Below are 24,232 nucleotides of genomic sequence, written 5' to 3'. Positions count from 1 at the left end.
CTTGCCTCCTTATTTCTTTTGACTAGCGCAGCTTAGCTTTACTGCAGCTTACTTCTGCTCGCCGGAGTCGAGCTCCTTCTGCTTTGCCATCTCCGCACGGATCTCGTCCAGGCGGGACGCGGCCTTCAAGTCGTTGCCAGCGGCAGTGATTTCCTGGATGCGGTCGCCGTCCGAGAGCTGATGTAGCTCTTGCGCACCGAGAGCGTCGGTGTAGCGCTTTTCAATCTTGGCGCGCACCGAATCGAGGGTCGGTGTGGAGCCATCCGGCTTAAGCTCGTTCATCGAGTCCATAACCTTGGCGTTCTGCTCTTGCATCGCGGCCTGATCGGCCTGTGCTAGCAGCTCATCCACCTGCGCCAACTGCTCCTTGAGGCGAGCCTCGGACTGCCGCTGTTGAGCCTTTGCCTGCTCAGCCGCCTGCGAGGCAGCCGCGTGCTGGGTCTTGAGATCAGCAAGCTCCTGCTCCACAGCAACAAGTTGGGAAGCCACGACCTCAGCGGCCTGGTTGTACTCAGAAGCGGCCTGCGGGTCCTCCGCTTTATCCGCTAGCTCAAGGGCACGGCGAGTTTGGTTTTGGTAATCCTCCTGGGACTTCAGGAGACGGTTAATCTGCAGCTCGAGCTGGTTCTTGCGTCCAATAATCTCCGCAGCATGCTCTGAAATTTGGCGGTGCTGTTCCTTGGCGCCCTCCACGGCCTGCTGAATTTGGACCTTAGGATCCGCGTTCTCGTCGATCTTCTGGTCGAAAGAGGACATTACGTACTTCCAGCCCTTGCTGAATGGATTCGCCATTGAACTAACTCCTTGATCGCTTAAGTAACGTGGTCCCATGAAAAAGACGCTTTCTAGCGAGTTTAGCGGGACTCACTGGAAAGCGCCGGGGGCGAAAGAAAAAATCTTTAGCCGTTGGTCTGAGCGTTCTGCTCCTCAACCTGGCGGCGAACATCATCCATGTCGAGCCCCTTAACCTGGGTAATAAGATCCTCAAGTGCTGCCGGCGGTAGTGCACCAGCCTCACGGAAGACCATGATTCCGTCGCGGAAAATCATCAGGGTTGGAATGGACTGGATCTGCAGTGCAGCAGCCAGGCCTTGGTTAGCTTCGGTGTCGAGCTTGGCAAACGTTGCATCCGTGTGCTGCTCAGAGGCCTTTTCATAAACAGGGGCAAAACGCTTACAAGGTCCGCACCAATCGGCCCAAGCGTCTACGAGGGTAATGCCCTCACCGCTAACGGTCTGCTCAAAAGTCTCTTCGGTTACGTCGATCGTTGCCATATAAATCTCTCCTCTTTTTCGGGGTCTTTCCTATCAACGGTACATGAGCCTGAGTTATTCCTTGGCAATTCATTGCGTGATACCCCAGGGGGGTATAGGCTCAGGGTGTACTCAAAGAAAGGAAACGAATCATGGCAGTCAAGCACTACACCGTCGAGGGCATGACCTGCGGCCACTGCGAGATGTCCGTCAAGGAAGAGGTCGGCGAGATCACCGGCGTCCACGAGGTCACCGCTGACCACACCACCGGCGCAGTCACCGTTGAGGGCGAAGGCTTCAGCGACGAGCAGGTTGCCGCCGCCGTTAAAGAGGCTGGTTACAACCTCAAGGCATAAGCGCCACAACCATCCAAATCCCCAACTCGCATAAAGAAGCGATCACTTCCCATGACTAACCTCGTCCACCTCGATCTCGGCGTTTCCGGCATGACGTGCACCTCGTGCTCGTCCCGCGTCGAACGCAAGCTCAACAAGGTCGATGGAGTTGAGGCCACCGTGAACTTTGCCACGGAGTCCGCCTCAATTGAATACGACCCTTCCACTTCCACCCCCGACTCCCTCATCGAGGTTGTGCGGGGCGCAGGCTACGACGCCTTCGCAATGACGGAAGAGCAAGAGGCGGATTCCGAAGAGACTGCCAATCCGGTGGACGAGGCCCGCGCGCAGGAGGCCAAGGACCTGCTGCGCCGCACGATTATCTCTGCCGCGATTTCCACGCCGATCATGGTGGTCTCCATGCTGCCGGCCCTCCAGTTCACCAACTGGCAGTGGGCTGCAGCTATTTTGGCCACCATCGTCTACATCTTCGGCGGCGCCCCCTTCCACGAGGCCACCTGGGCGAACCTCAAGCACGGCTCGTTTACCATGGACACGCTCATCACCATGGGCACCACCGCGGCCTACTTCTGGTCGCTCTACGCCATGTTCTTCGGCCACGCCGGCCATCCGGGCATGAAGATGCACATGGAGCTCGTATCCAACAATGCTGAGATGGACCACATCTACCTGGAGTCGGTAGGCATGGTCATCACGTTCTTGCTGCTCGGCCGCTGGTTTGAGGTCAAGGCAAAGGGCCAGTCTTCAGAGGCACTGCGCACGCTTCTGGGGATGGGAGCCAAGGACGCTACGCTGCTTGTCGACGGCGCAGAGAAGCGCGTGCCCATCAAGGACCTCAAGGTAGGCGACGTGTTTGTCGTCCGCCCAGGTGAAAAGATTGCCACGGACGGCGTCGTCAATGCCGGAGCCTCGGCTGTGGATGAATCGATGCTCACCGGAGAATCCGTGCCGGTTGAGGTCAAGGAAGGCGACCATGTCACCGGCGCCACCATCAATTCCTCCGGCCGCCTAGAGGTACGCGCCACCAAGGTGGGTGCGGACACCACCTTGGCTCAGATGGCCAAGCTAGTCACCGAGGCACAGGCGTCAAAGGCCCCCGTGCAGCGCCTCGTGGACAAGATCGCGCAGGTCTTCGTCCCCATCGTCATCGCGATCTCCGTACTCACGCTCATCGCACACCTCATCATCGGTGGCGCCGCCGCCACCGCCCCGGCCTTCGTCGCTGCTGTCGCCGTGCTGATCATTGCTTGCCCGTGTGCAATGGGTTTGGCCACGCCTACTGCGATCCTGGTGGGCACCGGCCGCGGCGCTCAGCTGGGCTTGCTCATCAAGGGCCCGGAGATCCTGGAATCCACCAAGCAGGTGGACACCATCGTCCTGGACAAGACCGGCACCATCACCGAAGGCAAGATGTCGGTTGCTGGCGTGCACGCCGCACAAACCAGTGACCAGGACGCCACTCAGGTTCTCAAGCTCGCCGCGGCGGTAGAAGCGGGATCCGAGCACCCCATCGCCAAGGCCATCGTGCATGCTGCTAGCGACGTAACGCCCGCCTCCGACTTTGTCTCCGTGGCAGGCCGTGGCGTCGAGGGCACGGTCGAGGGGCAGCGCATCCGTGTCGGACGCGTCGAGGGCGAGCTGGGCAGCCTTAGCGAGGCATTCCGCGCTGCCGAAGCAGAGGGCGGAACCCCGGTTGCCGTCTACGCTGCCGACGCCCTCATCGGCATCATCGATGTCCGCGACACCGTCAAGGAATCCTCCGCTGCGGCCGTGGCCCAGCTGAAGGAGCTGGGGCTTGTCCCACACCTGCTGACCGGCGACAACGAAAGCGCCGCGCAGGCCGTGGCGCAGGCCGTGGGCATCGACCCAGAAAACGTCACTGCGGGCGTGCTTCCGGAGGAAAAGGTGGACGTCGTCAAGCAGCTCCAAAGCTCGGGCTGCAACGTTGCCATGGTGGGTGACGGCGTGAATGACGCCGCCGCACTCGCCCAAGCAGATTTGGGCCTGGCCATGGGCGCAGGTACCGACGTGGCCATCGAGGCTTCCGACATAACGCTGATGAACGATGATCTACGCTCTGCTGCCGACGCCATCCGACTCTCGCGCCGTACTCTGCGCATCATCAAGGGCAACCTATTCTGGGCATTCGCCTACAATGTCATACTCATTCCAGTCGCGGCAATCGGGCTACTTAACCCCCTGTTTGCGGGTATTGCGATGGCCTTTAGTTCGGTTTTTGTTGTAAGTAATTCACTGCGACTAAGGACTTTCCAGCCCACCGCATAAAAACGCAGTGCACAGGGGAAATTGGACTTACAATCCCAAAGCATGCCCGATCTCAAAAGTAACACGCTATCTCGAAACGAGCGCCTAGACCGTCTTCCTGTCACCGGCAAGCACAAACGCCTGCTAGTGGGCTCCGGAATCGGTTGGGCGCTCGACGCTATGGACGTCGGCCTCATCTCTTTCATCATGGCCGCACTCGCGGTGCATTGGGGAATCACACCGACTCAATCCTCTTGGCTGGCCTCAATCGGATTCGTCGGCATGGCGCTTGGCGCCACTTTCGGCGGCTTGCTTGCCGATAAGCTCGGCCGTCGCCACGTCTTCGCGCTGACCCTTCTGGTCTATGGTCTGGCCACGGGAGCCTCAGCGCTCTCGACGGGACTAGCTATGCTCTTGGTGCTGCGTTTCATCGTGGGCCTGGGCTTGGGCGCGGAGCTACCCGTTGCATCGACGCTGATTTCGGAATTCTCACCGGTCAAGGTACGCGGCCGCATGGTTGTGCTGCTGGAGGCATTCTGGGCCGTGGGCTGGATCCTGGCAGCGGTCATCGGCACCTTTGTAGTCGGGGTATCGGCAAGCGGCTGGCGTTGGGCGCTGGCACTTGGCATGGTCCCGGCCTTCTATGCCCTCTTCGTGCGCATGAAGCTGCCGGAGTCCGTGCGATTCTTGGAATCCAAGGGCAAGCACGCGGAGGCAGAGGACATCGTGGCCTCCTTCGAAGCTGAGGCCGCAGCCGAGGGCAAGGAACTGCCAGAAAACGCTGCGGCACCCACTTATGCCGAGGAAGATGTCACCTCCGGCAGCATTTGGTCGCGCTCTCTGCGCGGGCGTACCGCGGCGTTGTGGACCATCTGGTTCTGTGTGAACTTAAGCTACTACGGCGCCTTCATCTGGATTCCGTCGCTGCTCGTTGCCGATGGATTTACCCTGGTGAAGTCCTTCAGCTTCACGCTCATCATCACGCTGGCGCAGCTTCCGGGCTACGCGGCAGCGGCCTGGCTGATTGAGACTTGGGGCCGCCGCCCTACGCTGGCCGCTTTCCTCGTGGGCTCCGCGTGCGCCGCCGGCCTATACGGCTTTGCGGACTCCACCGCGCTCATTTTGATTGCTGGTTGCCTGCTTTCCTTCTTTAACCTCGGTGCGTGGGGCGCACTCTACGCAATCGGCCCAGAGCTCTACCCCACCCACCTGCGCGGAGCTGGCACGGGTGCCGCTGCGGGCTTTGGCCGCTTGGCCTCCATCATCGCGCCGCTTATCGTTCCGGTTATCCTGGCTGGTGCGGGCGCACACTGGCTGTTCATCCTCTTTGCCGCTGCGTTCGCAATTGCGGCAGCCGCCGCCTTTGTACTACCGGAGCAACGCGGAAAGGTACTTAAGTAGATGCCCCACAGAATGCGTTCGACGCTAACCCTTGGCGGCTATTGCGCCGTCATTGTTTCGTTGACCACTCTCAAGGCCTTCTTCCAGATTGGCTACCTTTGGAAGCCGGAAAAACAGCGGGCCCGCGATATTCGCTGGATTCCGCTGGATGACTTGTTCTCCGGCAGCTGGTTCAAGCCGCTGTTTGAATACGGCGGCAACTTCGCATTCTTTGTCCCGCTGGGCGTTCTGCTTTTTGTGCAGCTGCGGTCCAAGCGTGCGGCCACGCTCTGGGGTTTGGCTTTCTCGGTGTTGGTGGAAACCATCCAGTATGTCTTCGCGTTGGGGCGCACTGACATTGATGACTTGTTCTTTAACACGCTTGGCGCGTGGTTTGGTGCTTGTCTAGCACAGCGCCTTGGCCGCAGATTCGATGCAGTGTGGCACTGGCTGGCGATCGCTGTGACCGTGATTTTCGTGGTGCTGGTTGCCCTCGGCCCGCGCCTCGGTGATCCCGATAAGGTCAAGGACCTCTCGAAGCCAGATGCAGTGATGCTTGACGACGCCCCGGTGCCTAAGACTTGATTCCAACCTGCTCAAGGATGTTTCGCCGTGCCTGCTGCCACTGGAGGCCAGCGGGATTGGCCCATGAAACCTGACTTGGCTCATTTTGGTGTGTTGTAGTTCATATTGACGTTTCTGCCTGTGGGGTTGGGTATCAGAGTGCGGGTTTTGTCTGACTAAGCGGGTAGCGGTGGGGGTGCCGGTAGGCTGTTGAATATGTCACCGAGTATCCGCCGGGTCCCGACGGCGTCGGGTGCGACCGCTGTTCAAATCATCTGGCGGTACCGCAACCGCAAACCTGAAATCGAACACGTCGGCTCCGCCCATACCGACCACGATCTCGCAGCGCTGATGGTCAAGGCTCAGCGGTTTGTCGATGGCGAGCAAATTTCACTTGACCTCAAAGTGTTGCCTTCTGCGGTTGCTGTGTCTGGAACAGGCACGGTTGATAATCCCGTCACGGTATCCGGTGAACGCGCAGGTCTTCTCCTGGACGCGATTCGCGGGGCCTTCCAACTCCTTGGCCTGGATACGGCAAGCGGCAAGGATGGGGTGTTTTTCAACCTGGTCCAAGCCCGTATTATCTCGCCGGGTTCCAAGTTTGATTCCATTGAAACTCTGGCAGAAGTCGGCGTGGCCTCGGCTTCATACGCGACTATAAAGCGCTACCTTCCGCGGTATGCCGACAAAGACTTCCGCGACCAGATAACCCACGCGCTAGCCACACACGCGGCCATTGGTCCTGGTGTGATGGTTCTCTACGATGTGACAACCTTGTATTTTGAAACTGACGTGCCCGACGAGCTACGCAAACCCGGGTTTAGTAAAGAACGCCGACTCGAACCCCAGATCACTGTCGGGATGCTCACCGACTCCACCGGCTTGCCCTTGGCGATCGGCGCGTTTGAAGGCAATCGTGCTGAAATGCACACCATGTTGCCAATGATCCTGCGTCTTAAAGACGCCTACCACCTTGACGACATCACGATTGTTGCTGATGCTGGCATGTTTTCAGCCGCCAACAAGACCGCGATTATCGATGCCGGGTTGGACTACATTCTGGGCACGAAAGAACGCGAAATCCCAGAACCAATTAAAGCCTGGCTAGATGCAGCGGAAGGGCGCAGCTACACCGACTACGAAGACGGACACATCTGGACCCACCGTCACCACAGCGACAAACGCCGCACCAGCGGCAAACCGCAGGCAGTGACCTATTACCAGTATTCCTACGATAGGGCTCGGCGCACAAGGCGCGGCATCGGCGAACAACTAGATAAAGCCCAGCGTGCTGTTGACGGAAAGATACCCGTCAAGCGGAATCGATACGTCAACCTCAAGGCTGTCGATTTGGGGTAGTTGGTACCGCGAGTCCGCGTAGTTGGTACCGGGGTTCCACGTACCCGGTACTGCAAGGGGGTTTTCTTTCATAGTTGATGTTGGCGGCACCACGATCCGCTGGTGTTGCGTCAACATCTACTTGGAAGGAGCTGGTCCTTGTGGCCAACTTCAAACAGATCATCGCGATGTGCCTCGATGGTGCTAGCTACGCGCAGATCACACACGCATTGGGATGTTCACGACGAGAAGTATCCCGCGCAAAGAAAGTCATCAACGATGAGGCACTAACTCCAGAGCGTTTCCGTCAACTTCCACCGGGATGGTTCGATGATCGATTCAGCGACGGCCGGAGTAAACGGACGATGTCCTACGACCAGCCTGATTTTCACGCTCTTGCACGCAAGCTGAAAAGTACAAAGCATGTGACCAGGCATAAGCTGTGGATGGACTACTTATCGCAGCCGTGTCCGACGGACAAGACAAAGTACCAGTACTCCCAGTTCTGCAGTGGGCTCAATGAGTTTCTGCGTGCCAATGATCTCGTTGAAGTTATCACCCATGAGCCAGGCCAAGAGCTTTACGTTGACTGGGCCGGTGACAAAGTGCCAGTGACGGATCAGGCCAGTGGTGATACCGCATTCAAGGCGTCATTGTTTGTCGCGGTCAGCCCATACTCAGGGCTGATGTACGTCACGGCCGCTGCGAACGAGAAGATGCCGGCGTGGATTGAGTGCCACGTCAAAGCGTTGAACTATCTTGGCAAAGTACCAGCAGTCATCGTGCCAGATAATGCTTCTACGGCGACCTACCGGCCGAGGAAGCATTCAGGCTACCGGATGGTCACTGACCGCTACGCAGCGTTTGCCGACTATTACGGGGTCACGATCGTGCCGACTCGGCCCGGCAGGCCACGCGACAAAGCGGCAGTAGAACGTGCTGTGAAAATCGCCTACACCAAAATACTCGGGTACTTCAGCAACGAGGTCTTCTACAATCTCGATGAGCTTAATGAGGCGATCGCTTGCCGTCTTGCCGATATCAACAGCGCAATGACGCGGCCTGATGGCTCAACACGGCGCATGCGCTTTGATAAAGAAGAGGCACCAATGATGCGGGATCTGCCGCCGACGCCGTTTACGGAAGTGTCTTATAAGCGGCTTAAAGTCGACCGCAATTGGCACATCACCTGTGACTACCAGTACTATTCAGTGCCATTTCAGCTGGTGGGAGAATCGGTAACAGTCAGGCTCACCCCGCAACTAGTAAGCATCTTCAACGGGGAGCAGCTTGTTGCTGAACACACGCGCCTTCACGGATTCAAATACCGGTATTCCACCAACCCTCAGCATGCACCGCGTGGCGACGATGAAGGCCACAAGGCGCTTACCCGTGATGAGCTCTTGGCCTGGGCCTCGTCGTTCGGGGCAGCAACGCACGCAGTCATAGCGATGATCCTCGACCGCAATAGTGCCGCCATCCCCCGCGGACTCATCCAGGCACGCAACGTGCTGGCCAACCTGGGCAAAAAGCACAACAAAGCCACCCTCGAACCGGCATGCCAGCAGGTCTTAGACAAGAAGCTGGCCCCCACGATGGCAGTGATCAAACGCATGCAGACTGACATTGCCCACGCCCAACAACATCCCGGGCCACCAGGGGCAAAACCACAGCCTGTGGCCAAGCACCACCCACGCCCAAGTACCCCGCTTACCGGTGAGGTGGCCGATGCCGTCTTTATCCGGCCTGCTGACCACTACGAAAACTAGAAGCAATAAGGAGTGAAACCATGAGCAGCATCGACGACGAAATTGTGCGGGCGAAAATGCGCAAGCTTCGCGTATCAACCTTCGCTGACATCTTCTACGAGGTTGTCAACGACGAGGCCTATGCGGATGCGCTACCAGAAGACATCTTCCTCGCCGCAGTCGAAGAAGCCTACACACAACGCCAACAACGCAACATTGCCAAGGCCATAACCCAGGCTAAATTCCGATACCCGGATGCAAGCCTGGCTGAAATCACCCAGGCAGAACAACGCGGTATCAACATGCGCCAGCTGAAACGAATCGCAGCAACTAACTGGCGGGAAAACCCGACCAACATTCACATCCTCGCCCCGACGGGAACAGGCAAGACCTACATTGCCTGCGCCATCGGCATCGCCGCGTGCAAGGCTGGATACTCCGTGGCGTACTACCAGCTGGATCAACTTGTAGACATGCTGGCGGTCTTCTCACCGACTGACCAAAACTACCTCGATAAGATGCGGAAACTGATCAACGTCGATGTCCTTATCATCGACGACTTTATGACCATCAGCATCAACCAGCGCGGGCAAGAAGACCTAACCAAGATCATATTCGACCGCGACGGTCGGCTCCCGACACTGATCTCCTCCCAATCAGCTGCCGCCTACTGGGTTGAAACACTGCCAGACAGAGTCGGAGCCGATTCACTCGTAAGCCGCCTCAACAACGGCCACCGAATCCGTATCGGAGACTTCGACATGCGCAAGGCCACCGCCCCAATAGAACCGGACGAATAAAGCAAACAGCCGGGCCGACTCCGTCGGCCCGGCCCCGGTACCAACTACCCGGAACCCGGCAGTACCGGGTCTCCGGAACACCGGTACCCAAAACCCGCATCTGACACTCAAGGCCCCGAATAAGCAGGTCAACCACACCCTAGCCAACAAGCACCTAACCCTGGCCGGGATTAAAGGATACGAGACCTCACGCACAGACTTAAAACCCCAGGAAGTCATCGGTGCCTACCGGCGCCTGTTCACGATCGAGAAATCGTTCCGAATGGCGAAATCAGACCTGAAAGCCCGACCGATTTATCACCGTAAAGAAGACGCCATCCACGCACACCTAACCATTGTGATGGCCGCGATGGCCACAGGCCACGTGTTGGAACAAGCCTCGGGCCTGTCGTTGAAGCGATTAGTGCGAACCCTGAAGAAATACCGGACGTTTACCGTCGAAATCGCAGGCCATACCATCCATGCACAAACCGACCTGCCCGCTGACATCCGCGAACTCACCGAAAAGCTGCCCCAACCGTCTGACTAAATTGAGCCAAGTCAGGTGATCCCGATAAGGTCAAGGACCTCTCGAAGCCAGATGCAGTGATGCTTGACGACGCCCCGGTGCCTAAGACTTGATTCCAACCTGCTCAAGGATGGTTCGCCGTGCCTGCTGCCACTGGAGGCCAGCGGGATTGGCCCATGAAAGGTGCTTAGCGTCGTCGAAGATGATGGCATCGATGTTGAGGCCACGCTGTTTGGCATAGTCGGCGAAGCGGGTGACTTCATCGACGTTGACCATCTCATCGTTTTCTCCGTGCAGCACTAGGACGCGTGCCTTTTTGTTGACGTTGTATGCCGGGGAGGCATCGAAGTAGTGCGCGGGGACTTCCTGCGGTGTACCGCCTAGAAGGGTGCGGACAAATTTGTCGTGCTGCTGGTAGGCGAGCTCCATGTCATAAACGCCAGCGATACCCACGCACTTGTCCACGTGGAAGGCCGGATGGGCACCGGGGGCGTCGGGAGCCAGCTCCGGACGCGAACAGGTCCACGTAGCAAGATTGCCGCCCGCAGAGTAGCCCGCAACCACAACGTTGTTGAGGTCGAGGGGAACATCGCTGTGGTTTGCAAGCTGCGGGATGAAGTCAATTGCCGCAGCGACGTCCTGGTAGGTCATGGGCCAGCCGCCCGGTGCATCTTCACCGTCGATGGATACGCCGCGATACTCCACGTTCCACACCGCGGCACCATGCTCCACGAGGTCATTGACAGGCGGCGCCGCTGACTGGGCAGTGGATTTCTCTTGCCATCCTCCACCATGGAGGAACACAACTAAGGGCAGCTTTTTACCTGGCTGCGGCTTCTTGGGTGTGACCAAGAATCCGTGTTGACGCTCATGCTCATGTGCGTAGACGAGCTTCTTGGCGGAAACTTCCGGCTTCTTAGTTTTCTGGGTAGCCGGCGCCTGCGACGCCGAGTGCTCCATACCGGATTCGCCGGAACCAGCTGAGTTATCAGCACAGGACACACAGAAACCCGCGAGCAGAGTCAGCGCCGCGGCTATAGCAGGAGTGCAACTGCGAAGAACTCCCTTTGACATTAACCGCTCCCTCTTAGCCGTGGGCCATGTTGACGAACTTGGAGTAGTGCAGCTGGTGGGCAACCTGCACCGTATCGATAGGGCCACCACGGTGCTTAGCCAAAATGATGTCAGCCTCACCCGCACGCGGATCGTCGCGGTCCTGGGAGTCAGGGCGGTAGAGCAGCATAACCATGTCAGCGTCCTGCTCCAGCGAGCCAGACTCACGGAGGTCAGCCAGCTGCGGCTTCTTATCGGTACGCGACTCAGGGCCACGGTTAAGCTGCGAAATAGCAATCAGTGGAACCTCAAGCTCCTTAGCCAAGAGTTTGAGTTGACGAGAGAACTCCGAGACCTCTTGCTGACGCGACTCGACCTTCTTACCGGAAGACATCAGCTGCATGTAGTCGAGGACGATGAGGTCGAGGCCATGCTGCTGCTTCAAGCGGCGAGCCTTCGAGCGAATCTCCATCATGGTGAGGTTGGGTGAGTCATCAATGAACAGTGGTGCATCCTGGATGCGGTTCAGGGTCTGGTCGATCTTGGCCCAGTCCTCTGTAGAGACGCGGCCACCGCGCATGTCCGTCAGCTTTACTTCTGCTTCTGCAGAAAGCAGACGCATGACGATCTCTGAGGCTGACATCTCCAAGGAGAAGATGACGGAGGTCTTGCCGTGCTGCAGGGACGCGGAGCGCATGAAGTCCATGGCTAAGGTGGACTTACCCACACCAGGACGCGCTGCCACAATGATCATCTGGCCGGCGCGTAGGCCGTTGGTGAGCTTGTCTAGATCGATAAAACCCGTGGGAACACCGGCCTCGATGCCGTTCTGCTGGAGCATGGCGAGCTCATCAATGGTGGGGTCAATCAGCTTTCCGAGCACCTGATAGTCCTCGGTTGTCTTCTTTTGCGCCACGGCAAAGACCTCTTGCTGGGCACGGTCGAGCACGGACTCAATCTCGGCGTCCTCTGCACCTTCGAAACCCAACTGAACAACACGCGTGCCAGCGTCGACCAGCTTGCGAAGCACCGCTTTCTCGGCGACGATCTCCGCATAGTAACGCGCGTTTGCAGCGGTAGGCACCGTGGCTAGGAGCGTGTGCAGGTACGGCGCTCCGCCCACGCGCTCCAAATTGTTATAGCGGTCGAGGCGTGAGGCTACGATGACGGCGTCGATGTCAGTGCCGGCGGCATAGAGATCAACCATGGCCTGGTAGATAAGCGCGTGTGCCGGGTAGTAGAAGTCATCAGGCTCAAGTTCCTCGATGACCTCCATTACGGTGTTCGGGCTCAGCAGCATTGCGCCGAGGACGCCCTGCTCGGCTTCTCTGTCCGAGGGCGGCTGACGGAATTCTCCGTAGCGCTTGGAAACATCCTGCCGGTTCCGGCGATAGGGACGCTCCTCCTGGGCAGGTACGTCAGGCGCCCCTGGCGGTACGTAGTCTGCGTCATCGAAGCTTGCGTTTGTCATAAAGCAATCCACCCCATGTTCTGCTTCGCCGGCTGGCGTGAAGCACAAATTCGGACACTATCACCGCGCCCCAGCGTGACACATCTGCGAGAAGTTACCGCAAAAATGGGGGGCTCGGCTTCTGGATTTTTAGTCTAATGCAGCCCCCTGACACGCACCCCCTGGGTATAAATCCCACAGTTATCCACAGGGTTCTGTGCAATTCCCAGGTGAGACCGACTTTCGACCCCCAAACACGTGGATATGGCTGTGGATAACTATCGCAGCACTGTGACCTGCACTTATCGTTTCCGCAGGTCAACAGCTATTTCCGGAAGTGTGAAAATGTGCACAATTTCCGTGAAGAATCCCGCTTACCTGCGTGTTATTGAGGCGACCTGCGGGTTAACAAAACGCAAATCGGAAGGGATTCCAACGTTAGTTATCCACAATTATTCAAAGTTATCCACAGTTATCCACAGTCACCCACAGTCGGCATGATGATCGGACACTCAGTGTCGGCGCACTGTCTGGGAGCACACAAAACTTCATCAAACGATTCAGCGGTGCGGCAGAAGCAGCGTCGCTGAAAACGCGCGAAGGGCCTCGGGGGCTGCCACCTCACATGGCAGGCCTCGAAGCCCTAAGCGTTGCTGTTGTCATTGTGTTCCCACTCTTAAGCGGGAACCGTCGTGCGCCTATTAGGCAGCGACGACCGAGAAGTTCACCTTGCCGAGAACGTCAGCATGCAGCTTGAGCTCGACCTGGTAGTTGCCGGTCTTCTTGACCAGGCCCTTAGGCAGAACGACGATGCGCTTGTCCAGCTTCGGGCCGCCAGCGGCCTCAACTGCGGAAACGATGTCGTCTGCAGAAACGGAGCCGAATAGCTTGCCGTTTTCAGAAGTCTTCATTGCAACCTGTACGCCAGAAAGCTGCTCGAGTTGGTTGCGGACCTCACGTGCGTGATCCAGGTCGCGGATTGCGCGAGCTTCCTGGGCGCGCTTGATGCCCTCGATCTGCTTCTCAGCACCACGGGTGGCAACAATAGCCAGGCCGCGCGGAAGCAGGTAGTTACGTCCGTAACCGTTCTTAACCTCTACAATTTCGCCTGGGGCGCCGAGGTTCTCAACGGCAGCGGTGAGGATCAGCTTCATGATCCCTGCCTTTCAATTGAGTTAGTTAATAATTGCGTGGGACAGTTTTAGAACGGTGGCTCAGCGTCTGCACCGCCGAAGCTTCCAGCTTGGGGTGCGGAGTTCCACGGATCGTTTGAAGGAGCTGACTGCTGCGACTGCTGCGGAGCGCTCTGGTTCCCACCAAAGCCGCCCTGGTTGCCGCCGCCAAAGTTGTTGCCGCCCTGATTCTGCTGCTGGCCGCCGCCGTAATTGCCACCGCCGTTACCGCCATTAGCGGACTTGCGGGTGACCTGTGCGGAAGCGTAGCGCAGGGACGGGCCGACTTCGTCAACCTCAATCTCAAAGACAGTGCGGTTTTCGCCATCGCGGTTCTGATAAGAACGCTGGCGCAAACGGCCATTGACGATTACTCGCATGCCCTTGGTCAGGGTTTCCGCAACGTTTTCTGCGGCTTGACGCCACACGTTGCAGGTCAGGAACATGGCCTCGCCATCCTCCCACTGGTTCGTCTGCGAATTGAAACGACGAGGGGTGGAAGCGACGCGGAAGTTTGCTACAGCCGCACCCGCTGGGGTGAAGCGCAGCTCGGGGTCAGCAACAACGTTGCCAACTACCGTGATTGTGGTGTCTCCCTGTGCCATGGTCTATTCTCCTTATCGGTTACGTGGGTTCTCGAAACTCTGAAACCAGTATCCGCTATTTGCTGTCGGTGCGCAGAACCTTGGTACGCAGGATGGTGTCGTTCAGGTTCAGACGGCGGTCGAGTTCGAGAACCGAAGCGGACTCGCACTCCAGGTTAACGACGGCGTAGATGCCCTCTTCCTTCTTGTCGATTGCGTAAGCAAGACGACGCTTGCCCCAAACATCGACGTTTTCAACCTTGCCGCCATCCTTACGGACAACTTCGAGGAACTTGTCTAGGGACGGGGATACGGTGCGCTCATCCTGGTTAGGATCCAGAATAATCATGACTTCGTAGTGACGCACGGACCTCATCACCTCCTATGGTCTAGTAATTGTTTTCGGCCATATCACCTTTACGGACATGGCAGGAGGGTACGTTGCGTCAAGCAACCCCATCACAATAGCGCATTGACCGGCCAAAAAGAAATCCCCAACGGGGAAAGCCGTTGGGGGAGAATCAGTGCTTGCGCTGTGCTTAATCATCAAGAGCCAAGCGCGGAACCGTTTTGACACTAACTACGCATCGTGGTGGCGAAGAAGATGGCACTTCCTGCTGGAATTACGGTGAGAAACAACAAGGCCAGCAGGCCCAAAAGGATGGGCCAGCGCCGATCCTCGCTGCGTTGATATAGGTAGTACGCACCCATCACGCAGCAGAATCCGAGAAAAATAGAAATTATTCCTACGACGGTGATAATCATTAGACAAAGTCTCCAGCAAGAGGATCACGGCCACCATGTGCTGCACGCACCTTGTCCACAGACTTGCCCAGCATTTGGCGGATGATAAGAATTCCGATAATAACGATGAAGGTGTCACGGCCAATCACAAAGAGGTCGAGCAGTTCATGATCGATGCCTTTATTTTCCGTGCCCAACATGTGCCACATGAGGACTGGCCATACCATGGCGTCGACAAGCATCCAGCTCAGCAACAGGCGCCAACGCGGGAGAGCAAGCAAAGCTGGAACAACCAACCAAATGGAATACTGCGGCGACCAAACCTTATTGATGAGCAAGAAGGCCATCACGATCAGGTAAATGAGCTCAGCCACACGCGGCTCGCGGCGAGCGCGCAAACCAAAGATGCCGATAGCTGCGCATCCCAGCAAGAATGCTGGCAGCGTAAAGCTATTGAGGAATTCTGGGGTGAGGCCATTTTCGGCATAGCGGTTGATCAACGCATAAATTGTGGTCCATTCAGCGCCGCGCTCTTCGTTGAGTCGGAAAAACTCACGCCACGCATCCGAGTACTTCAACGCCACTGGAACGTTAACGACTAGCCAAGAGATCACGGTTCCACCGAACATCGCACCGAATGGCGCCCACTTCTTGTTACGCGCCGCGAGGACAAAAAACGCGCCCAAGATAAACAACGGCCACAATTTGAAAGCAGTTCCGAGGCCAATCAAAATACCTGCAAGCCAATTCTTACCGCGGGTCACCGCAAAGAGCGCACCGACCATAAACGCAATGGACGGGATATCCCAGTTTGTAAAGGCATGAATGACAACGAGGGGGCTCGCGGCCATGAGCATCGTATCCCATGCACGGTTTCCAGTGAGCTGGAAAACCATGTAGACCGTACCGATCCAAATGCAGGAAAGCACGAGCGCGGTGACTCCGAAATACCAACCGGCATCCGCTACGCCGAAGAACTCACCAATTGGATACGTGACTCGTGAAGTCCAACCCATCAATCCTTGGAACATACCCGCCAGAACCGGGTATTCCATGTACCTAGTCAGGTCACCTTCTTGCCACGAATACGCATAGGGAAATCCGCCTTGGTCCAAGCCGCGGCCGCCATAGAGCGGGACGATGTCGTTGTAGCAGAAAGACGTGTATTGACGGTTGCCATCCCAGTTCAAGGAAATGACTCCGTCGTCCCCTGTGCGGCTTCCTGCGCAGTTGGCCTTACTCAGAAAGCCCAGCGCGAGGAAAATCCAGGACACACCAATAATCGCGCGCAATGGCGACATCCATTGACCAGGTAAGGTGCGGGCAAAACGGCCACGCGGGCCACCGAAAAACTCGATGATGTCGTGTGCAAAAGGTTCACGATTAAGCGGAATGCGGCCTTCGGCAGAGGCGCCACGCACAGCCGAGTGGGACTTTCCAACCGTCTTCACGGTCTTGAGGGCCTCATCAGTCACGTTCCTCTCCTACGGTCTTAAAAGTTCAGCCAAGTCACCTTGACCATTAATGATGTCCTCCAGCGAAGGAACGTCTGGGGCTGGTGCTCCCGGCTGAGCAGGCGCTTCCGGAGATGTTGCAGGCTGGTGTGGGGAAGGCGCAGGTTGGTCGCCAGGAGCAGGGGATTCTGGGTTTGCAGTCTCCTCTGGAGCATCATCGTTGTTGCCGTAACCGTTGCCGTATTCCGTTGAGGAACCATAAGAGCCCGTGTACCCGCTGCCCCAGTTCCCGCTTCCATAACGGATCGGGTATGCCGTTGGGAAGGATTGGTACTCCGAGTTAACCAAGGAAGTATCCAAGATCTGCTTCCAGATTCGGGTAGGCGCATCAGAGCCATACATGATTCCGCCATAAGAATTGAAGATGGCGGAGGTGTTGTCAGCGGTACCTACCCAAACTGCCGTAGCCAGCTGCGGGGTCGAACCAACCATCCACGCGTCCTTGTTGGTTCCGGTGTTACCCAACTGAGTAGTACCCGTCTTGGACGCAGATGCGCGGCCGCCGGCCAGAGCTCCGTTAGACCAACCCGCAATAGGAAGCATTGCCTTTAGAACATTGTTAGCCACGTTGGCTGAAACTCGACGCTCACCACCGTTATCGTTGAATTCATACAGAACTTCGCCACCGGTAGTTTCGACCTTTTGCACGAAGTGAGGCTGATGCCAAACGCCGCCGTTTGTCAGCGTCGCCATAGCGCTTGCCATGTCGAGTGGGCGAGACTGGTACTGTCCCAGAACAACGCCCTCGAATGGAGCCCCACCATTTTCAGTCAATGTCTTTTCAATGCCAGGCAGAGACTTAGCAATGCCCAACGCATGCGCCATGTCGGCAGTATCCTGAGTGCCGTTTTCTAGATCCGCCTGCAGACGCAGAAACGAGGTATTGAACGAGTTCTTCAATGCCTCCGCAATGGAACAGTTACCGCAGCCGCCACCGTCGTTTGTGACTACCTGAGAACCAGGGAGCTGGTACGGCGCTGAGGAGTAATACGTGTCCAGGCCGATGCCTTGCTGAAGGGCCGCCGCAAGGGCAAAGATCTTAAACGTCGAACCCGTCTGCAGGCCGGCGTTGGCATAATCCCAACCGGTCGACTCGTGGCCGCCGAAGTAGCCGCGCACAGCACCAGAAGCAGGATCAATGGTCACAGCCGCAGCGCGGGCATCCTCCTGCAAAGACTGCAGCTGCCCATCAACAGCCTCGGTGGAAGCATTCTGCACGTTCATGTCAATGGTCGTGGTGATTTTCAGACCGCCCGTAGCGACCTGATCCTCGGTGATGCCAACGCGTTCCAGCTCGGCAATAACCTGGTTTTTAATATGTCCGTAGGCGCCTGGCGCCTCTGTATAAGCGGAATACTCGGCAGGATCACGCGTCTGCGGGAACTGCATCTGCGCACGCTGAGTAGCGTCCAGATCGCCCATCTCAACCAAACCGTCAAGAACATAGTTCCAGCGAGCCTTCGAGCTTTCCTCGTCCACGCGCGGGTCAAGGACAGAAGGAGACTGAATAAGGCCGGCGAGCATTGCGCCTTCCTCAACCGTCAGATCCTTGGCATCTTTATTGAAGTATGCGTTGGAAGCTGCCTGGATTCCGTAGGCGTTACGACCAAAGTAGACCGTGTTGAGGTATGCCTGCAGAATGTCTTCCTTGGACCATTCGTTAGTCATCTTGATGGAATAGATAAGCTCGCGGATCTTACGCACATAGGAATACTCGTCACCAACCAGCGTGTTCTTGACATACTGCTGAGTGATTGTTGAACCACCGCCTGCGGTTGAATCACCAGTCAGCTTGCCCAAGACTGCGCGTCCCAAACCGGTGAAGGAAAATCCGGAGTTGGTCCAAAACTCACGGTCCTCAGCAGAAAGCACAGAATCTTCGACGTAGTCGGGGACTTCATCGAGTTTGACCTGGGTGCGGTTGCCTTCTGGCGGAACCAACTTAGCCAATTGGGTGGTACCGTCCCCAGCCACAATCGTGGAAACCTGATTTGCTTGAAGCTCCTTTGGCTCAGGAACGTTGTATTGGGAGTATGCATAGGCAAAAAGGCCTGCCGGTACAGCTACCAATACCAAGGCAATTATCAGCACAATCCACGGCCAGCGACGTCGTTTGCGCTGCTTCGTGGATTTATAAACGTGACGCCCCGCTTTTTTAGGGGCAGATTCCTTTTCGGTCACTGCTTCGTGTCCTCATCAATCATGAGCGGATTTTCTTAAATAAATGCAGCTTACCGGCCTCAACGGCCGAGCCAAAAACTAACCTTCATCATAGGCTGTTGCCGCACGCAATAGGTGGTTCCAACGGCATGCCGTACAAACTTCGACCCAGTGAACCGTAAATTCGAGACCGTCGGCTGCAAATTCTGCGATTTCTTCCGCATTTCGTGCGCTTCCAGCGCGACGCCCCAACTCTTCGCCATATACCCATGTGGTCAAGCACATCGGCGCTTCACACATCGGGCACCGTTTCGCCATATCGACGCCGTGGTGTTCAGCCGCAGCACGCAGAAGGAAGTCGGCGTCGCAAAGCTCGCTCCTATCTACTCGGCCCGCTCGATACTCCTTGAGATGCTGGGCCCGCTCCCATTCATGAGAAATAATGTGCTTAAAAGAAAGGCTCAAAGCATCTGCCCTCCTTTTCTCTCGCTTCTCTTCCTAACAATTTTGCGGAGATGGCCTTCTTCCACCGACTTCTCAAACACTTTAATGAAAGAGATTGTTCCCTTACGCTCCCCTCAATAAATTTTCAAACCCAAAACCTAATTTTTTAGCCACCTAACTACCGTCGGCTGCAAACGGTCGCTATTATTACTTTTTATGAGTGAACAAGCCGCCGCCTCCCCCTCCAACTATGAGGACGCTCTTAACGTCGCGCGCAACATTCAACCCGCGTTGAACAAGCTAATGCTTATCTTCCAGCGCGCAACCGAAGGTACGTCCCTCACCACCTCACAGGTGTCGATCATGAATCAGTTACGCCTACGGGGACCTTCCCGAGTAAGCACCATTGCACAGGCAGAACTTATTCGAATGCCCACGGCATCTAATGCCCTATACCAATTAGAGCGTAATGGTTTCGTGGAACGACGCCGCGATGAAAAGGATCGCCGTGGCGTCCTGGTGGCTTTGACCCAGCTAGGCGAGTCAGAACTCAACATTGTCTCTCGACAACGCGCCGCAGCCCTGGCTGAGATCCTCCAGTGGCTAGAACCCTCGGATTTAGACAAAGCGCACCAGATGAGCACCTTAATTTCTAAGCTCGCAGACGTTTACCGCCCCACCATGGACTAAACTCTGGCAACCCCAGGGCGTAAATAGACCAATCTTCTTCACCGCGATCGATCCCCCGCCGCAGATTTCATTTTGTACGCTCAAGCGACTAATAATGGCACCAACAACGTCCCAAGATAGATCACCGGACTGATTGGTGCATGGCTAAGAATATCCCTTGTGAGTCGCGGGCTTCCCTCGCTAAAGAGGACCCCAACGACCCTGTTCGACTTCTAGTCTCGTGGAGCCCGTCCTCCACGGGCACGGAGGCGATCGAGTACGCAGCTTGGTTGGCTAGGTCCACCAAGGTTTGCATCAGAGTGATCTCTACTATTTCTGTGCCACGCGCCACAACAGTTTTCACCAAGCACGGCGGCAAGTACAAGAAGTGGTTTAAAAAGGAACAGGCTGAGTGCGAGCAAAGCGTGCTTGCCGCTCTCAAGGCAGCAGGAGTCGATAACTCACAGCTAGATGAGCGTCCTTCCGTCCTCCTCGCTGGACCTTCACGGCCACAACTCCTCACGGAGATGGCCACTGAATTCTGCGCGGACGCAATTTTGTTGGGAGCAAATCAGTCAGCTCCCAAGGGCAAGTTCTTTGCTGGCTCTACTGCAGACGCGCTCTTGCACTTTTCCCCCATTCCTCTCGGCCTCACCCCGCGCGACATCAAGCTTTCCAAGCATGGCGTTACACGCATCAACTTCGCCTTCACCGAGCGTGGCGACTCTGAAGACCCAGCGCTGCTTCATGCAGCCCGATTGGCAAACACATGGAAGTTGCCCCTCCGCATCGTGGCTTTCAATGCGGAGGGACTTATTGATGCCCCTCTGCATGACTCCGTCGACATCGCTTCCAAGCTCACTAAGGGCTGGCACGAACATACATTGGCAATGCTCGACAGAGCGCAAGACATTGTTGACCACCACTACCCCGGCCTGGAAATTTCCACCGATATTGGAACCGGGCATGGGTGGGCAGGAGCAGTTGATTCCTTGAAATGGAAGAAGGGCGACATCATGTGCATGGGTTCCTCCCCAATGGGGCCCATCGAGCGCGTGTTTATCGGCTCAGCCGCTACGGAGCTTCTCCCGCACATTCGGGTACCAGTGATGGTTCGGCCTTCCGACTCGGCACCGATTAAGGACTAGACTCCTGCGTATGAGTGCAACTGACGAGCATCCTGAAAACGATCTGACAACTGATGCGGATTATGCCAACCTGCGGCGCCCCGAGCCAGCAACGTTTGATGAACTCGCTGATGCACCTGATCCTCTTGCCGTTGCAAAAGCCAATCGCCGTTCGACGATTCAGGCAATTTACTTCATGCTGGGCATCCTCGCCGCCTCCGGGCTTTACGCACTGGTCCTAGCCCTTATCACGCGTTCCCAGGGCGGGGCGCTTTGCGACGCTTCCCTCGCCACCTGGCTATGCACCAACGGCCAGCGCCGCTTCTTTGCCTTCACTACCATAATCATCCCGTTCATCGGCATGATTGGCACGGCGCTCATCATGATTCACAAACTCAAGCGCTACTTACGTTGGCGTTCGTGGATGGCCATTTTTTGGGTGATGGCCTGCAACTTCATGTTGTGGTGCATCACCGATATCCAGATCCTGCTCGTCCCTCTCGGATAACCCAGCGCCTTCGGCGCTCCCTCAGCCAAAGCTTTCTCTAGGAGCACCGTTTTCTCATCGAGCTAAGCATTGGTTGCTGCAGCTGTAGCTGCGACCTCCGCGCATTCTGGACGCCCACAGTGCTGGGTTTCAACGTGCTGTACGCAATCGTCGCAAATTAGAACCTGCTGACGGCACGTGTCCTCATTAATGCAATTGTGGAACGTGTTCGTTGCTTTTCCACAGTGCACACAGTGCCCCAGCTGAATAAAGCCAGGATCTTGCAGCCCTTGCCCAAACTCATGGTGCATGCGTTTGTCGAAGACATACATCGAGCCTTCCCACAGGCCGTCATTGCCAAACTTCTCGCCGTAGCGCACGATGCCACCGTCAATTTGGTAGACCTCTTTGAAACCGCGATTCTTCATCAGGGATGAGAGGATCTCGCAGCGGATACCCCCGGTGCAATAGGAGACAACAGGCTTGTCCTTCATCCAGTCATACTTGCCGGACTCGATTTCCTTGATGAAGTCATGGGTGGTCTTGACGTCAGGCACCACGGCATTCTTAAACTTGCCAATCTCCGCTTCCATGGCGTTGCGGCCGTCAAAGAACACGACTTCGTCACCGCGCTCTTCTACCAGCTTGTTAACCTCTTCTGGCTTGAGGTGAACGCCGCCACCGACGACGCCGTTCTCGTCCACCTTGAGCTCACCAGGCGCGCCAAAGGCCACGATTTCGTCACGGACCTTGACCGACAGGCGCGGGAAGTCATCAGCGCCGCCATCGGACCATTTGAATTCCATCTTCTTAAATCCTGGGTATTCGCGGGTCTCACGAACGTAGCGCTTGCAGGCATTCATGTCGCCGCCCACGGTGCCATTGATACCGTGTTCGGAGATGAGAATGCGACCCTTCAGTCCGAGCTTCTCGCACAGATTGCGCTGCCACAACATGACGGCCGTGGGATCAGAAATTGGGGTAAAGCAGTAGTACAGAAGAATTTTGCTAAGGCTCACGCCACTAATTCTATGCTTGAGCTGTTTCTTTTCCTAAATTCTTCCGAAAACTCCGTACTTAGCGCTTTTGGTAAAGCGCCTGCTTGCGGGCGAACACTGGATCGGATGTGACGAGCACCCCAAGATTGCGGAAGATTCCCTCATCCACCGAGCCCAAAATCGTGGTGGTGTGAACATCGCAACCAGCTAGCTTCTTCAGCTGAGCCATGGCCTTACGGGCGTTTTCATCCTTGGCCGCCGATGCAGACAACGCGATGAGAACCTCGTCCGTATGCAACCGCGGGTTACGCGAACCCAGATACTCGGTCTTGAGCTTCTGGATCGGTTCGATGGCCTCTGGACTCAGCAGGTGGATCTCATCGTCAATGCCGGCGAGATGCTTAAGCGCATTGAGAAGCATCGCAGCGGAGCAGCCCAGAAGCGCAGAAGTGCGGCCGGTGATGATGGTGCCGTCGGCAAGCTGCAACGCAGAGGCGGGCTCGTCAGTTTCGGCGGCACGCTTGCGCGCCGGCGCTACTACTGGACGGTCATCAGACTTGATGCCGGCCTTCGCCATGACGACGGCCGCGCGCTCGGACTGCGTGGAATCTAGGCCGAGGCGCGCCTCTTCCACCAAAGCCTTGAAGTAGCGACGAATAATCTCCTGCTTGGAGGCCTCACGGCAGACTTCGTCATCGGTGATGCAGAAGCCGGCCATGTTGACGCCCATGTCCGTCGGGGACTGGTACGGGGTGTTGCCGGTCAGCTTCTCCAGGAGGGTCTTGAGCAGCGGGAAGGCCTCGACATCGCGGTTGTAGTTCACCGTGGACTCGCCGTAGGCACTTAAGTGGAAGTGGTCGATGACGTTTGCGTCATTGAGATCGACCGTGGCTGCCTCATATGCCAGGTTCACTGGGTGATCGAGCGGCAGGTTCCAGATAGGAAAGGTCTCAAACTTGGCGTATCCAGCCTGCACACCGCGCTGATGCTCGTGGTAGACCTGCGATAGGGCGGTCGCCAGCTTGCCTGAGCCTGGCCCCGGCGCAGTGACGACAACCAGGTCACGCGTGGTTTCCGCGTACTCGTTCCGGCCAAGGCCTTCCTCAGAAACGATGAGGTCTGTGTTGGAAGGATAACCCGGGATAACGCGGTGACGTGCAACGTTAAGCCCAAGGCGCTCCAGGCGGTCAATGAAGGCCTCCGCTTGGCTGTTGCCATCCTCCAGCTGGGTCATGACGATGTTGTTTACTAGGAAGCCACGGCCGCGAAAGACGTCTACCAAGCGCAAGACGTCATCTTCGTAGAGGATCCCGAGGTCAGCGCGCGTCTTCTGGCGCTCAATGTCCTTGGCGTTGATGCAGACGAGAATCTCGACATCGTCCTTGATGCGCTCAAGCATCGCAATCTTGTTATCGGGAGTAAAGCCCGGCAGCACGCGGGAGGCGTGCATGTCATCGAAAAGCTTGCCGCCCATCTCCAAGTAGAGCTTACCGCCGATTTCCCCGCGCCGTGCGTGAATGTGCTCCGACTGCATCTCGATGTACTTCTCACGGTCAAAACCAAGCAAACGCGTCATTTAAAGGCCTTCCGCCATAGACAATCCCCGCAACCGGGCTGG

At 56.8% G+C, this 24,232-nt stretch carries 22 protein-coding genes and 2 pseudogenes; 11 read left to right on the top strand and 13 right to left on the bottom strand.

Annotated elements, in window-relative coordinates; translation table 11 throughout:
- Positions 1 to 48: 48 nt before the first annotated feature.
- Both I6I72_RS08230 and trxA read right to left on the bottom strand, forming a co-directional pair.
- Positions 49 to 792 (bottom strand): PspA/IM30 family protein, encoded by a 744-nt coding sequence (locus tag I6I72_RS08230; RefSeq protein ID WP_201806717.1) that lies wholly within the window; start codon positions 790 to 792, stop codon positions 49 to 51.
- A 107-nt stretch (positions 793 to 899) separates the two neighbouring features.
- Complete coding sequence (gene trxA / locus I6I72_RS08225) at positions 900 to 1,274, bottom strand: thioredoxin (protein ID WP_005532202.1); 375 nt, start codon at positions 1,272 to 1,274, stop codon at positions 900 to 902.
- Positions 1,275 to 1,405: 131 nt separating this feature from the next.
- On the opposite strand from trxA, the gene I6I72_RS08220 reads away from it, so the two are divergent.
- From I6I72_RS08220 to I6I72_RS08185, 8 genes and pseudogenes are all read left to right on the top strand, one after another.
- Positions 1,406 to 1,609, top strand: coding sequence for a heavy-metal-associated domain-containing protein (locus I6I72_RS08220; RefSeq protein ID WP_049064039.1), 204 nt, complete (start codon positions 1,406 to 1,408; stop codon positions 1,607 to 1,609).
- Between the two features lie 51 nt (positions 1,610 to 1,660).
- Positions 1,661 to 3,895 (top strand): heavy metal translocating P-type ATPase, encoded by a 2,235-nt coding sequence (locus I6I72_RS08215; protein WP_049146917.1) that lies wholly within the window; start codon positions 1,661 to 1,663, stop codon positions 3,893 to 3,895.
- Positions 3,896 to 3,937: 42 nt separating this feature from the next.
- Positions 3,938 to 5,275, top strand: coding sequence for an MFS transporter (locus I6I72_RS08210; protein WP_005532196.1), 1,338 nt, complete (start codon positions 3,938 to 3,940; stop codon positions 5,273 to 5,275).
- A 12-nt stretch (positions 5,276 to 5,287) separates the two neighbouring features.
- Positions 5,288 to 5,839, top strand: coding sequence for a VanZ family protein (locus tag I6I72_RS08205; protein ID WP_236592607.1), 552 nt, complete (start codon positions 5,288 to 5,290; stop codon positions 5,837 to 5,839).
- 195 nt (positions 5,840 to 6,034) lie between these two features.
- A pseudogene (locus I6I72_RS08200) lies at positions 6,035 to 7,162 on the top strand (IS1634 family transposase); the annotation flags it as partial.
- Between the two features lie 155 nt (positions 7,163 to 7,317).
- Positions 7,318 to 8,925, top strand: coding sequence for an IS21 family transposase (istA, locus tag I6I72_RS08195; RefSeq protein WP_201806710.1), 1,608 nt, complete (start codon positions 7,318 to 7,320; stop codon positions 8,923 to 8,925).
- A 20-nt stretch (positions 8,926 to 8,945) separates the two neighbouring features.
- Positions 8,946 to 9,704, top strand: coding sequence for an ATP-binding protein (locus I6I72_RS08190; protein WP_201806708.1), 759 nt, complete (start codon positions 8,946 to 8,948; stop codon positions 9,702 to 9,704).
- Between the two features lie 88 nt (positions 9,705 to 9,792).
- A pseudogene (locus I6I72_RS08185) lies at positions 9,793 to 10,233 on the top strand (IS1634 family transposase); the annotation flags it as partial.
- Positions 10,234 to 10,314: 81 nt separating this feature from the next.
- Here the strand turns inward: I6I72_RS08185 and I6I72_RS08180 are convergent.
- The 9 genes from I6I72_RS08180 to I6I72_RS08140 all read right to left on the bottom strand — a co-directional run bounded on the left by I6I72_RS08180 (position 10,315) and on the right by I6I72_RS08140 (position 19,354).
- Entirely contained in the window at positions 10,315 to 11,286 is a 972-nt protein-coding gene (locus I6I72_RS08180) for an alpha/beta hydrolase family protein (RefSeq protein ID WP_201806706.1), read from the bottom strand.
- 13 nt (positions 11,287 to 11,299) lie between these two features.
- Positions 11,300 to 12,736 (bottom strand): replicative DNA helicase, encoded by a 1,437-nt coding sequence (gene dnaB / locus I6I72_RS08175; protein ID WP_005530937.1) that lies wholly within the window; start codon positions 12,734 to 12,736, stop codon positions 11,300 to 11,302.
- 680 nt (positions 12,737 to 13,416) lie between these two features.
- Positions 13,417 to 13,869, bottom strand: a complete 453-nt coding sequence (rplI, locus tag I6I72_RS08170) for a 50S ribosomal protein L9 (RefSeq protein WP_005530934.1) — start codon at positions 13,867 to 13,869, stop codon at positions 13,417 to 13,419.
- A gap of 47 nt (positions 13,870 to 13,916) precedes the next feature.
- The gene (locus I6I72_RS08165; protein ID WP_005530931.1) at positions 13,917 to 14,492 is read right to left on the bottom strand and encodes a single-stranded DNA-binding protein; all 576 of its coding nucleotides are present in this window, start codon (positions 14,490 to 14,492) and stop codon (positions 13,917 to 13,919) included.
- A gap of 55 nt (positions 14,493 to 14,547) precedes the next feature.
- Positions 14,548 to 14,838: a 30S ribosomal protein S6 gene (rpsF, locus tag I6I72_RS08160; RefSeq protein ID WP_115340964.1), complete on the bottom strand. Its 291-nt coding sequence runs from the start codon at positions 14,836 to 14,838 to the stop codon at positions 14,548 to 14,550.
- 209 nt (positions 14,839 to 15,047) lie between these two features.
- The gene (locus I6I72_RS08155; protein ID WP_049062547.1) at positions 15,048 to 15,236 is read right to left on the bottom strand and encodes a hypothetical protein; all 189 of its coding nucleotides are present in this window, start codon (positions 15,234 to 15,236) and stop codon (positions 15,048 to 15,050) included.
- Positions 15,236 to 16,636 (bottom strand): glycosyltransferase family 87 protein, encoded by a 1,401-nt coding sequence (locus I6I72_RS08150; RefSeq protein ID WP_049146756.1) that lies wholly within the window; start codon positions 16,634 to 16,636, stop codon positions 15,236 to 15,238. The genes I6I72_RS08155 and I6I72_RS08150 overlap by 1 nt, the downstream gene beginning before the upstream one ends.
- Before the next feature lie 63 nt (positions 16,637 to 16,699).
- Positions 16,700 to 18,910 carry a transglycosylase domain-containing protein gene (locus tag I6I72_RS08145; RefSeq protein ID WP_201806697.1) on the bottom strand — a complete coding sequence of 737 codons (2,211 nt, stop codon included), beginning with the start codon at positions 18,908 to 18,910 and terminating at the stop codon, positions 16,700 to 16,702.
- 78 nt (positions 18,911 to 18,988) lie between these two features.
- Positions 18,989 to 19,354 carry a DUF5318 family protein gene (locus I6I72_RS08140; RefSeq protein ID WP_049062545.1) on the bottom strand — a complete coding sequence of 122 codons (366 nt, stop codon included), beginning with the start codon at positions 19,352 to 19,354 and terminating at the stop codon, positions 18,989 to 18,991.
- Between the two features lie 195 nt (positions 19,355 to 19,549).
- Here I6I72_RS08140 and I6I72_RS08135 point away from each other — a divergent pair, with 195 nt between their 5' ends.
- The 3 genes from I6I72_RS08135 (at position 19,550) to I6I72_RS08125 (ending at position 21,637) form a co-directional block, all read left to right on the top strand.
- Positions 19,550 to 20,023 (top strand): MarR family winged helix-turn-helix transcriptional regulator, encoded by a 474-nt coding sequence (locus tag I6I72_RS08135; RefSeq protein WP_201806694.1) that lies wholly within the window; start codon positions 19,550 to 19,552, stop codon positions 20,021 to 20,023.
- A 140-nt stretch (positions 20,024 to 20,163) separates the two neighbouring features.
- The gene (locus tag I6I72_RS08130; protein WP_049146734.1) at positions 20,164 to 21,150 is read left to right on the top strand and encodes a universal stress protein; all 987 of its coding nucleotides are present in this window, start codon (positions 20,164 to 20,166) and stop codon (positions 21,148 to 21,150) included.
- Positions 21,151 to 21,160: 10 nt separating this feature from the next.
- Positions 21,161 to 21,637, top strand: coding sequence for a hypothetical protein (locus tag I6I72_RS08125; RefSeq protein ID WP_005530916.1), 477 nt, complete (start codon positions 21,161 to 21,163; stop codon positions 21,635 to 21,637).
- A gap of 62 nt (positions 21,638 to 21,699) precedes the next feature.
- Here I6I72_RS08125 and trhO read toward each other — a convergent pair whose 3' ends face one another.
- On the bottom strand, positions 21,700 to 22,635 hold the full coding sequence (trhO, locus tag I6I72_RS08120; RefSeq protein WP_049146732.1) for an oxygen-dependent tRNA uridine(34) hydroxylase TrhO: 936 nt from the start codon (positions 22,633 to 22,635) through the stop codon (positions 21,700 to 21,702).
- 58 nt (positions 22,636 to 22,693) lie between these two features.
- Positions 22,694 to 24,190 (bottom strand): DUF1846 domain-containing protein, encoded by a 1,497-nt coding sequence (locus tag I6I72_RS08115; RefSeq protein ID WP_049146730.1) that lies wholly within the window; start codon positions 24,188 to 24,190, stop codon positions 22,694 to 22,696.
- Positions 24,191 to 24,232 lie beyond the last annotated feature (42 nt).

The organism is Corynebacterium striatum (assembly GCF_016728105.1).
Lineage (GTDB): Bacteria > Actinomycetota > Actinomycetes > Mycobacteriales > Mycobacteriaceae > Corynebacterium > Corynebacterium striatum.
Note: the sequence above shows the minus strand (reverse complement) of the source record. Positions and strands in the feature narration are given on the sequence as shown.